This window comes from Enterococcus sp. NBRC 3427 (assembly GCF_007996925.1).
In the GTDB taxonomy this organism is placed as follows: Bacteria; Bacillota; Bacilli; order Lactobacillales; family Enterococcaceae; genus Enterococcus_B; species Enterococcus_B lactis.
In genome coordinates, this window is sequence record NZ_BJLL01000072.1 from 1 (window position 1) to 11,608 (window position 11,608).

The 11,608-nt window shown below is 36.5% G+C and carries 11 protein-coding genes; 4 read left to right on the forward strand and 7 right to left on the reverse strand.

Translation table 11 applies throughout. The annotated features are described in order from the left end of the window. Window positions 1–35: 35 nt before the first annotated feature. Window positions 36–914 (reverse strand): acyltransferase domain-containing protein, encoded by an 879-nt coding sequence (locus tag ESP02_RS11925; protein ID WP_002321472.1) that lies wholly within the window; start codon window positions 912–914, stop codon window positions 36–38. 322 nt (window positions 915–1,236) lie between these two features. Next, on the reverse strand, window positions 1,237–2,262 hold the full coding sequence (locus ESP02_RS11930; protein WP_002288649.1) for an FUSC family protein: 1,026 nt from the start codon (window positions 2,260–2,262) through the stop codon (window positions 1,237–1,239). A 358-nt stretch (window positions 2,263–2,620) separates the two neighbouring features. Here ESP02_RS11930 and ESP02_RS11935 point away from each other — a divergent pair, with 358 nt between their 5' ends. Beyond that, the gene (locus tag ESP02_RS11935; RefSeq protein WP_002288650.1) at window positions 2,621–3,124 is read left to right on the forward strand and encodes a VanZ family protein; all 504 of its coding nucleotides are present in this window, start codon (window positions 2,621–2,623) and stop codon (window positions 3,122–3,124) included. Window positions 3,125–3,936: 812 nt separating this feature from the next. Here ESP02_RS11935 and ESP02_RS13365 read toward each other — a convergent pair. Both ESP02_RS13365 and ESP02_RS11940 read right to left on the reverse strand, forming a co-directional pair. After that, the gene (locus tag ESP02_RS13365) at window positions 3,937–4,074 is read right to left on the reverse strand and encodes a hypothetical protein (protein ID WP_002294338.1); all 138 of its coding nucleotides are present in this window, start codon (window positions 4,072–4,074) and stop codon (window positions 3,937–3,939) included. A gap of 94 nt (window positions 4,075–4,168) precedes the next feature. Then, the gene (locus ESP02_RS11940) at window positions 4,169–4,747 is read right to left on the reverse strand and encodes a TMEM175 family protein (RefSeq protein ID WP_002288651.1); all 579 of its coding nucleotides are present in this window, start codon (window positions 4,745–4,747) and stop codon (window positions 4,169–4,171) included. 168 nt (window positions 4,748–4,915) lie between these two features. On the opposite strand from ESP02_RS11940, the gene ESP02_RS11945 reads away from it, so the two are divergent. Beyond that, a complete protein-coding gene (locus ESP02_RS11945) occupies window positions 4,916–5,113 on the forward strand; it encodes a hypothetical protein (RefSeq protein WP_002294340.1) in 198 nt (65 codons plus the stop codon). A gap of 102 nt (window positions 5,114–5,215) precedes the next feature. Here ESP02_RS11945 and ESP02_RS11950 read toward each other — a convergent pair whose 3' ends face one another. Further along, window positions 5,216–6,034: a ZIP family metal transporter gene (locus ESP02_RS11950; protein ID WP_038398319.1), complete on the reverse strand. Its 819-nt coding sequence runs from the start codon at window positions 6,032–6,034 to the stop codon at window positions 5,216–5,218. 164 nt (window positions 6,035–6,198) lie between these two features. On the opposite strand from ESP02_RS11950, the gene spxB reads away from it, so the two are divergent. Further along, the gene (spxB, locus tag ESP02_RS11955; protein WP_002288384.1) at window positions 6,199–7,929 is read left to right on the forward strand and encodes a pyruvate oxidase; all 1,731 of its coding nucleotides are present in this window, start codon (window positions 6,199–6,201) and stop codon (window positions 7,927–7,929) included. Window positions 7,930–8,114: 185 nt separating this feature from the next. On the opposite strand, the gene ESP02_RS11960 is transcribed toward spxB, so the two are convergent. After that, window positions 8,115–8,636, reverse strand: coding sequence for an HdeD family acid-resistance protein (locus tag ESP02_RS11960; protein WP_002309892.1), 522 nt, complete (start codon window positions 8,634–8,636; stop codon window positions 8,115–8,117). Between the two features lie 248 nt (window positions 8,637–8,884). On the opposite strand from ESP02_RS11960, the gene ESP02_RS11965 reads away from it, so the two are divergent. Continuing rightward, complete coding sequence (locus ESP02_RS11965) at window positions 8,885–10,507, forward strand: ABC-F family ATP-binding cassette domain-containing protein (RefSeq protein ID WP_038398318.1); 1,623 nt, start codon at window positions 8,885–8,887, stop codon at window positions 10,505–10,507. A gap of 128 nt (window positions 10,508–10,635) precedes the next feature. Here the strand turns inward: ESP02_RS11965 and ESP02_RS11970 are convergent, their stop codons facing one another. Beyond that, complete coding sequence (locus ESP02_RS11970; protein WP_002288377.1) at window positions 10,636–11,499, reverse strand: DegV family protein; 864 nt, start codon at window positions 11,497–11,499, stop codon at window positions 10,636–10,638. Between the last annotated feature and the right edge of the window lie 109 nt (window positions 11,500–11,608).

Below are 11,608 nucleotides of genomic sequence, written 5' to 3' on the forward strand. Positions count from 1 at the left end.
CTCACGCTCTTTTAAACTATTTCGAAGTACTAAACTTATGAAGTAAGAATACCTAAGCCAGAGCCAATGTGCTCGCCTGCAAGCAATTGCTCTTTTGCTTGTCGCTGTAAACTCGTACTTTCTGGATAATCATGTATTTGGGCATCTACTCGTCCAAAGATCCAAGGGACTCCACTATCGTCCTGTTCATCAACTGATAATAATCGATAATCGGCTGCAAAAAGACAGATTTTTGACTCTTTTTTCAACCATTTAGTAAGATTGGGTGATAGTAACCAAGTATCTGTGTACATCACTTGGTAATGGTAATCAGGAAAATAAAGTTCAAAAAAACGAATGGCACTTTCGTAACTATCTCTTATCTTATTCTGAGATAAATCTGCATCGGAAGGAATATGAAGAGAAAGGCACTGCTTTCCTTCTAATCTTAGATCCGTGTACCCTTTCGGAAAATATGTCATTTCGTACTCCAATTCACCAATCCGAAAGATCAAGCCACTAGTGTAATGCCAAATCCAAAAACCACGGTCAAAGCGATAGCTTCCTGTTACTTGGAAATGTTCATGAATAAATCTAGTAAAAGCATTCATTGTTGCCAAATAGATAGTTCTTGGAATCTTCAATGGTTGATAAATTTTTTTCCAACTTTGAGAAGCTGCATATAGATAAATAGCTAATGCTGCAAAAGGTTCCTCTTCATAGACTTTGTCTATTTTCTTTGCAGTCGCCTTTGCTTTATTAGGATCCATTAGTTCATGACTATATTGCTCAAACACCTCATCAAGGATGTTTTTTGCTTGTACAATCATTTGCTCTATAACGACTTTGGGAAGAGTTAAAGTTTCTGCCAGAATTTGGATTTCATTGCTTATTTTCTTCATCAAATTTCCCCTTTTCATATCTTTGAACCTCATTGTTTAAATGACTGATTATCCGGACACCATATGGTATAAACATACTTTTATTGTACACTAACTATAAAACTTAAACTTTCTATGAAGAAAGAATATCTGTAAGACTTTCAAGGAAAGCATTGACCATCTCAGGAAAGTTTATTCAGTTACCATCATAAACAAAATTTTTTGATAGAATAAATATAAAATTTTTTTGAAAGTTCCTTTCCACATTTTTGTGTGAATTTGACTTAATGCTGAGAATCTGGCTTTTGAACACCTTGAATTAGAGGTTGTGACAAAAATCTTGTCATAACCTCTTTTGGCACATATATTTGTCCTTCTATTCTAATTTTTGACGAACAACCGTTAAATAATGTTGCAAACCAACCGTCATTACCCACGCAACACCTAAACCGATGAAACTTCCTATGACGATCCCTAAAAAACGATATTCGATCAAAGAAATCAAGTATGCTCCACGAATAAGTGTAGATAGCATCAACGCCATCGGATTAAGAAAAATATTAGCAACTGCATAATTTCTAGCAACTAGAAATTGTGCGATTCCATATAGAAAAGTGATCAGAAAAATGGTCTGCAACTGCGTAAACGGCACAAATGACAAGAATGCCGACACACATAACCCACCCATCGATCCAATCAGATATTGGACTTGTCGATGCTTCATCGCATCCAAGTTTTCTGCTAGCAAAATCGATGCACATGACAAGGTCAACCAATAAGGATTATGCAGATTCAAGCCGTGACTGACATAAACGGAAAGAAATAAGGCAGCGCTGTAGAAAACAGAATCAATGATCACTAAAGGCTCTTCGTGAAATCTTTCTTTTAAAGTTGCTTTTTCAATTGTCTGCTCAGGCCGTGAATCCAGTAATTTTGTAATCACTGCCGCAATCAGGGCAAAAACGACACCCATAAAAAAATAAAGTGAGACGATCGGTAATTGAGCGATTGGCAGCTGCATGCTCGTTCCCATGGCAGAAAGCATCGCAAAAAACAAGCCACCTGGTTTAGAAATATGGAATAATCGCAACACGAATCTGCTGGAAAAAGCAACCAAAGCTACGGCAAATGGTTCAAGCCATAAAACATAAGTCGATAAGATCCCCAAAACGAAAGCAACCAACAGTCCGCAACCGATCAGAAACATACGTTTCAGCAAATATTTCATCGGTATGTTTTGATAATAGAAAAAAGTAAAGATCCCTAATGATGAAAAACTTGAAATCAAAAAATCATGATTTATGTAACCTAACCATAATACAATAAAGATAAGTAGCATCAGATTCATGATACGAAAAGGATTATCTTGTATTTTATTGAAACGAAAATAAGTCTTGAACAATCTATCCCTCCTTCCTAGTAATTGGAAAAAAAGCTGAACCAAGATGAAATGCCAATCCCGTTTGTCAGCATTACCTAGTATAACAACTATTTCTTGATTTTTCATAAACTTAGTATCAAAAAGTAAACAACTTGGAGAAATTAGAACAAAAAACGAACATTCCGAGTCGTTTTGACAGAAAAAAGATAGCAACTTTTCCAAGCAACTCGCTATCTTAGCTTTGTTAAAGAAACCGGATTCCCAACAAAAAAAAGCTTCTAATTTTCGTACGATAACTACGTTGGTCCTTAAACTTCATACTTTTTTATGATTTTTCAGCGGTTTTCGATGGTATACTTTTTAAATGGAGGAGATGTCTATGCGGTATGTATCAAAATTTTTATTAGGGATTTATTTATTCTTTCTATTATGGTTGATTTTATTCAAGCTATCATTTAATCTTCCACAATTTCTCACTTATTCTTACAGCAATGTCAATCTCGTCCCTTTTTCTACTTTTTCTTTTGAAAATACGACGGTATTACGTGAGACCACTTATAACTTGATTGTCTTTTTTCCTTTTGGGGTGCTTTTGAATGTCAATTTCAAGAGACTTTCTTTTTCTAAAAAATTAGGGATTATTTTCCTTGTAAGCTTCTTGGCAGAATTGATTCAATTCCTATTCGGTATTGGCGTAGCGGACATCACTGATTTGATAACTAATACAACAGGAGGACTGATAGGTTTATGGGCCTATCAACTTCTAAACAAACATCTATCGACAAATAAGTTAGACCGTCTAGCCATTATTTTGGGATACATTTTATTCTTATTTCTGATCGTAGCTTTTTTATTTTTGACCCGAACTGTCCGTCTTCAATAAAATCGTTCGTAAAAAAAGACCGTAATAGACACATTCCAATGTGTATCTATGACGGTCTTTTTATTCAGTCATTGGTTTAAAAAAATCTATTTTCATCTCTAATCTACTATATTATTGCAGCAGGACGACTTGCAGTTTGAAACTGACAGGCTATATTCCCCTTATTTAACAAAAAGGGTTTTTTTTTAGCTTAAAGGCTTAAAATCTTAACATTCTTCCTAGTCAATATCTCAATCTAGAAAGGAATTCCGTCTTAATTTATACCCTACTCAGGTATATTATTTTTCTATAAAAAGCTTGTTTTATAAGTAATTACTTTATATTTTCTATGGTTTTTCTCCTTATTTAGGCTCCCTTCTCCTTGATTCTGCCAGTATATTCTGCCTGATCCTACTTTTTGAAGGCATTTCAAAGGAAAAAAACAGTAGTTTTTAGAAGTAGTAGAGAAATCTGAGACACGGTATTTTCTGTGTCGTTATTTTTTAAGTATAAAATAACAAAAGTGTAAAATGAGATATGTTATTTTTTTATTCCAAAAACCACACCGTTTTATACTGTTTGAAAACACGTTAATATTTATTCATTTCTGTTGTATATCTCCTATCAAAAGAAATCTATACGCCCTTCTTTGACTAGTTTTTTATTTTTATCTCTTACGAAGTTATCCACTGTGGAAAAACTAACTATCTATTTTTCGATACACTTTTCTAAAAATTAAATTTTCCACAAATAAAAACACGTTTACAACAGAATCATACTGCTGTAAACATGCTTTTCTTAAATAGATAGAACATCAGATTACATAAAGATGTTTATTTTTTTATTGCTGTGAATAATGTCAAAAATCCTACGACACCAACTACTGTCCAAGTCAAATGACCTTGATCCAAATAAATAAGCATCGTGACAAAACTAGTAATCAGTCCTACATGAATTCTTTTTTGATCCATCTGCATCCCTCTTTGAATACTAGTATCACTCGGATATTTGATCGTTTATTTATTTTTTCTATATTTTTCTCTTAAATTTTAAACACGGATCATTTTACCGATATTGTGATTCGATGGTACGACTTGGGATGATCCAAGCAGCTAGAATCACGATGTTTGCGATCAGCACGGCTACTGGCGCTACTAAATACCCTAAGACAATTCCTAACACATTCAAACCAATCGATAGATACGATTTCTTGTAATTATTCAACATCGCCTTCAATGCTTTCTCGTGGCCTTTATTTGCTTTGACAAGTTCTTTTGCCAAGATATAATACGCAATATTAGCGGTCAAGGTAACAAAACCATAAGTCATTTCTGGAGCCAGGCTATTGATGTACTCACTGATCCATGAAGTTGCAAACGGAAAAAGCGAAAGCGCAAAAACAAAGAAACTGTTCGCCCATAAGACCCGTCCATTTATCTTATGTACAACTTGAAATAAATGATGATGATTGTTCCAATAAATCGCTAAAATGATAAAACTGACAATATAGATAAAAAATCGGTAACCTAATGCAGCGAGCGCCTCCCACGTGTCTCCGTTAGGTTCATGAAGTTCTAAAACTAAAATAGTCATGATAATCGCGATTACAGCATCTGTAAATGCTTCAAGACGATTTTTAGGCATGATATTCTCCTCCTTTTCCGCTCTATTTTAGATGATAAACCAGAGAAAAAGCAATTGTTTGATCATTTAAGTAGATGAAGTAAAAATCAGTCTTCAGTTGGAGGTGTTTTTAAACAATCCCTGTTATACTTTTTCTATAGTAAAGAATGAACAAGAGGAGGGTTTTGTATGCGTCAAAAAAATATGTTCTTAAATATCTTCATGGTTCTTTTAGTGCTAATTGCAGCTAGCTTCGTCATCAGTCTTTTTGTCAGTGTCCTAAGCGGGCTTTTATGGTTTGCGGTCAAAGTTCTAATCCCAATCGCACTTATCATCTGGCTTGTTCGCTGGATCAAAGGAAATACACATAGAAAAAACTATTATTAATGTATGATACCATTCACTTCATTATGATATAACTTACTAAAAAAATAGGGTCGCGATATAAGTTCGCGGCCCTATTTGATATATCATATATATTTTTTTTATTTATCCTAATGCCACATCCAAAATCATCATAATGATAAATCCACTCATGACGCCAAAAACTGCAAAATGACGTTTGCTGGACAATGTCTGCTGTGCTTCAGGGATCAATTCTTCCACCACGACATAAATCATTGCTCCTGCGGCAAAAGCAAGTGCATAAGGAAGCAGCAGCTCCACTTTCGTTACTATTAGCGCTCCAATCACTCCAGCAATTGGTTCAACGATTCCAGAAGCTTGTCCGTAAACAAAGGCCTTTTTACGACTCAGACCTTCTTGTCGCAACGGGATTGATACAGCTGCTCCTTCTGGGAAGTTTTGGATACCAATACCTAGCGCCACCGAAACAGCGGCTAATATAGCGGCTGTCGGATTATCCGCAGTTGCTGCTGCACCGAATGCTACCCCCACGGCTAAACCTTCAGGAATGTTATGCAATGTAATAGAAAAAACAAGCAAGATCGTCCGTTTTAAATGGGTAGGCAATCCTTCTGCTTCATGTTGTGGTCCAAAATGCATATGGGGCAGTGTTTTATCTGCCATATATAAAAACACACCGCCTAAACCAAACCCAATACTTACAACTAGCCAAGCAATATCTCCATTTTCTTCTGCTTTTGTAATAGCCGGATCTAACAAAGACCAAAAACTTGCAGCAATCATGACACCAGAAGCAAATCCTAACATCAAGTTTAGCACTTCTTTTTTGATTTCTTTAAAGAAAAAAACCAACCCGGCACCAAGAGCTGTCATAAAATAAGTAAAAGCTGTCCCAGCAAGTGCTTGCTGCCAAGGTTCAAGTCTCAATAGCCATTCAACCATGCCATTCCCCTCTCTTGAATCTATCTATGTACTACTCTAGCATATTCCCAAAAACATGACTACATTTTTGTGAAAAGACGAATTAGTTGGGATTTTCGATAAAAAGTTCTATACTCTAGATACAAAAAATTTATGTATCATCATTGCTAAAGGAGTGAAACACCATGTCAAAAATCAATGCAGGAATCGCAATGGTAAAAGTTCTTGAAAGCTGGGGTATCGACCATATTTACGGCATTCCCGGAGGATCTTTCAATTCAATTATGGATGCGCTATATCAAGAAAAAACCGAAATCAACTACATTCAAGTTCGTCATGAAGAAGTCGGCGCACTCGCAGCCGCTGCAGATGCAAAATTAACGGGGAAAGTCGGCGCTGTCTTCGGCTCTGCAGGACCTGGTGCGACACATTTGATCAATGGTTTGTATGATGCACAGATGGACCATGTGCCTCTAGTAGCGTTCTTAGGACAAGTTGCTTCTACATCCATGAACTATAACTCTTTCCAGGAACTAAATGAAAATCCTATTTTCGCAGATGTCAGCGTATACAATCGTACAGTCATGACACCACAAAGTCTTCCGCATGTAGTAGATGAAGCCATTAAAGCCGCCTATGAGCATAAAGGCGTGGCTATCGTGACTATCCCTGTTGATCTTGGTTTTGAAGAAATTGACGAACAACCTTTCTCCACCGCTCACACTCACAAAACAAGTGTGATATTACCAGAAGAAAAAGATTTGCTAGCTGCTTTGCCTTATCTTGAAAAAGCAAAAAAACCAGTTCTTTATGTTGGTCAAGGAACGCGAAACGGATTTCCGCAAATCAAAGAATTCTCAGAACATTTTTCAGTTCCTGTTGTCGCTTCCGTTCTAGCAAAAGGAATTATTCCTGATGATTATGAAAACTTTCTTGGTTTTGCTGGACGTGTCGCTACTAAACCCGGAAATGAAGCATTGGCAGAAGCCGATCTGATCTTATTTGTCGGTAGCGACTTCCCATTTGGACGTGCATTTTTTAATCCAACTGCTGAATTTATCCAAATCGATATCGATGCGTCAAAATTTGGACGACGCCATGAAACATCTTTGTCGATCCTCGGTGATGCAAACACAGCTTTGCAAAGACTTGTCGAGTTAGGGGATGCTCGCCCTGCTGATAGCTGGTACCTAGCAAATCAAGAAAATAAAGAAAAATGGGTAAATTGGTTGAAATCTTTTGAAGATCGAGAGGAAGAACCGATTCGTCCAGAGGCTGTCTATAAAGAAATCAATCGTATTGCTGAAGACGATGCGATTTTCGTCACAGATGTCGGTAACACGACTATCCATTCTATTCGTTTATTGAATATGAACGGTAAACAAAAACATACGACATCTGGATGGTTCGCAACTATGGGTAATGGTGTGCCAGGAGGAATTGCCGCACAACTAAGCTACCCAGAAAAACAAGTATTTACCTTAAGTGGTGATGGCGGGTTTGCTATGGTCATGCAAGATATCATTACACAAGTCAAATATCAGCTTCCAATTATTAATGTTGTCTTTTCGAATGATTCTTTTGGTTTCATCGAAGCAGAACAAGAAGATACGGAACAAAAGAAATTTGGTGTATTTTTAGAAGATGCAGATTTCGGTAAAGTTGGAGAAGCGCTCGGGGCAAATAGCTTTACAGTCACAGAATACTCGCAACTTCGATTTGCCTTTGATGCAGCTGCAAAATCAGATCGTCCTGTAGTAATCGATGTGAAGATCAATAACAAGCGCCCATTGCCAGTAGAAGATCTGCATTTAGATCCAAGAAAATATTCTGAAGAAGAAATCCAAGCATTCAAAGAAAAATATGAAGTCCATGATTTGCCAGTATTGAATGAATTATATGAAAAGAGGTTGTGACAACTGCGCTATGCTTCGAGTATTAAGATAAAATTTGTGTATATAGCTTCTCACATTTTTGCATAAATTTGTCTCGACACCTAAAAATCACCTCGTGCATATTTGTCCATGATAAAAAAGCCGGCTTCCAATTACAACAGTAAAACTGTAATCGGAAGCCGGCTTTTTTATTTGTTTGATTTTACTTATCTAAATGCATAGACGATATGTGTGATACCAAATAACATAAAATAGAATCCAACTAAAAAGCTTAATGTCAACGCAGAAGAAATTGGATTAAACAATAAGAAAATTCCTAATAAAATTCCTAAAATATTGACGATGATCGTAAACCAATAATATCCTTCACTTACTCCTCTTGCCAAGTCAGCAGTAAATAACGCTAAAACTGAATCAGCAATAAACCATACTGCAAAAACAAAAGGCAATGCTGCGACTCCTGCACCAATATTGAATAAGAAAAAGACGCCAACTAGAATATCGATGATCCCGATTATTAAGGGCATCTTTCCTTTATATCCTGTTAGCTCTTTTAATCTGTTCCGTACAAACAGTTCAAATATCCCTTTAATAAAGGCAAAAATCGCAAAGACTACTACAATTGCAACTAAATTTCCGACAGGGTCTTGAAATGATAACAATGAGACAAGTACAAATAAAATTCCCAAAATCAATGAGCCCCAGTCGATGGTTCTTTTTTCATCCATTTTCAATCCTTCTTTCATTTCTTTTACAGTTTTATAGTACTCCCTCTTATAAATAACGTCAAAAATTATGCTGTTGCAAACTAATAAATCCTATAGTAGCTATTTTCGCTCCGCTTTTATTTTTATTTTTTTCATTCTGTTTCACGTGAAACACAAAGAATGTTCGATTGCCTTGAATCTTTTACCTTTCCCCTATATAATTCTATAAGACTTGTCAAAACTAATAATGATAAAAGTGAGGAAAAAAATTGATTACTGTAAATGATGTGAGTTTGCACTTTTCAGACCGCAAACTATTTGATGATGTGAATATTAAATTTACCCCCGGAAACTGCTATGGCTTGATTGGTGCAAATGGTGCAGGTAAATCAACGTTCCTTAAAGTGTTATCAGGGGATCTGCAGCCTTCCACAGGTTCCGTTACTATGGGACCAGATGAACGGATGGCCGTATTGAAACAGAACCATTACGACTATGAAGACTATACTGTACTTGAAACAGTCATCATGGGACACAAGCGTCTGTATGAAGTGATGAAAGAAAAAGATGCGATTTACATGAAAGAGGATTTCACTGACGAAGATGGTATTCGAGCAGCTGAATTAGAAGGAGAATTTGCTGAGCTTAATGGATGGGAAGCTGAACCAGAAGCAGCTGTTTTACTGCAAGGTCTGAACATCCCTGAAGAATTGCACCATCAGCAAATGAGTGAATTAACTGGTGGACAAAAGGTAAAAGTGTTATTAGCACAAACACTATTTGGTAAACCTGATGTTCTTTTGCTAGACGAACCAACAAACGGTCTGGATATCCAATCGATCAATTGGCTGGAAGAATTTTTGATCAATTTTGAAAATACTGTGATCGTTGTATCCCATGACCGTCACTTTTTGAACAAAGTATGTACACATATGGCGGATCTAGATTTTGGTAAAATCAAACTTTATGTAGGAAATTATGATTTTTGGTTGGAATCTAGTCAACTAGCGGCTAAACTTCAAGCAAACGCAAATGCCAAAAAAGAAGAACAAATCAAAGAACTCCAAGAATTTATTGCCCGCTTTAGTGCGAATGCATCAAAATCAAAACAAGCAACTTCACGTAAAAAAATGCTTGAAAAAATTACTTTAGACGATATCCAACCTTCTTCTAGACGTTATCCATTCGTTGGATTCAAACCTGAACGTGAGATTGGAAACGACTTATTGCAGGTAGAAAATGTAAGTGTAACGATTGATGGAAAGAAAAATTTAGATGATATATCTTTTAATTTGAGCAAAGAAGACAAGGTCGCTTTCGTCGCAGAAAATGATATAACAACAACAACGCTATTCAAAGTTATCATGGGTGAAATTACGCCAGATACTGGAACAGTACGTTGGGGTGTGACAACAAGTAATTCTTATTTACCAAAGGATACAACGAAAGAATTCGATACTGATCTAACGATTTTAGACTGGTTGCGTCAATATGCAAGTAAAGAAGAAGATGATAACACCTTCTTAAGAAGCTTCTTAGGAAGAATGTTGTTTTCTGGTGAAGAAGTATTGAAACCAGTGAATGTTTTATCTGGTGGAGAGAAAGTCCGTTGCATGCTTTCAAAAATGATGCTTTCGAAAGCTAACGTACTTGTATTAGATGATCCAACGAACCATTTAGACTTAGAATCAATCACAGCATTGAATGACGGCTTGATGGCATTTACTGGCTCAATCTTATTTGCGTCACATGACCATCAATTTATCCAAACATTGGCAAACCGCATCATTGCCGTTTCGGATAAAGGTGTGATCGATCGAGCTGATACGACATATGATGAATTTTTGGAAAATGCAGATATTCAAAAACAATTGAACGAGTTATGGGCATAATGGCCTATTTAGCTTAAAAAATAAAAAAACAGCGACCTCTAAGAGATAGGATGCTCATCTATCTTTTAAGAGTCGCTGTTTTTGTTACAATCAATTTCTGGGCTTTTTTACAGAATGAGTTACTGCTTTTATCGACTGATTCCCATCGAAAAAATCGCGATACAGCCATAGCCTGTGTGACTGGCGATCGTTGGTCCTAAGGGATAAAGCTTCACATCTTTCATCTTTATCTGCTCTTCCAAAAGCCGTTTTGCCTTCTCCGCGCTCTCTAGATCCCCAGCGTAAGCCACATAAACGATTTGATCAAGTGGTGCAACGATTGTTTTTACCGTCTCATTGACGATTGTCTGGATCGACTTGTTTCTTCCTCGAACTTTGTCAACATTCGTCAGCCTTCCTTCTTTATCCACCGTAATAATAGGCTTTACACTCAATAGACTGCCAAGAGTAGCACTTGCTTTGGAAATCCTACCGCCTCGTTCTAGATATTTCAGATCGTCTACTGTTACCCATGAATGGACTTTCAAATAATTACTTTCCAGCCACTCTAGGGTTTCTTCGATGCTTTTACCTTCTTTTTTCAATCTTACAGCTTCCAATACTAAAAGCCCTTCCCCAATACTTGCAGCTTTTGTATCAAAAACATAGATCTCAGGGTCTTCATATTCTTCCTTCAGCAATTCAACCGCTTGAAGCGCACTACTGTAAGAGCCGCTTAATCCACTGGAAAAAGCCACATATAAAACAGGAATCTGTTTTTCCGCATAAGAACGGAAAAATTCTAAATATCGGCCAACATTGATTTGTGATGTCGTAGGCATCGCACCATTTTTCAGCTGATTCATGTAGCGGTCATAATTGAATGTCTTTCCGAGGTCATCTACTAACTCTTGATCATTCAATTGGAGATTCATTGATAAAAAATCAACTTTTTCTTTTGCTAATACATGGTATGGCAGATCACAACAAGAATCTGTTACAATTTGATACACATTTTTCAACCCCTTCTCGTTACATTTTACCCTTATCGTCTATTATAGCAAATCTCTTGCGCTAGACACACTTTAACCGGTTTATTTTCGCAAGTTCTAATCAAAATAA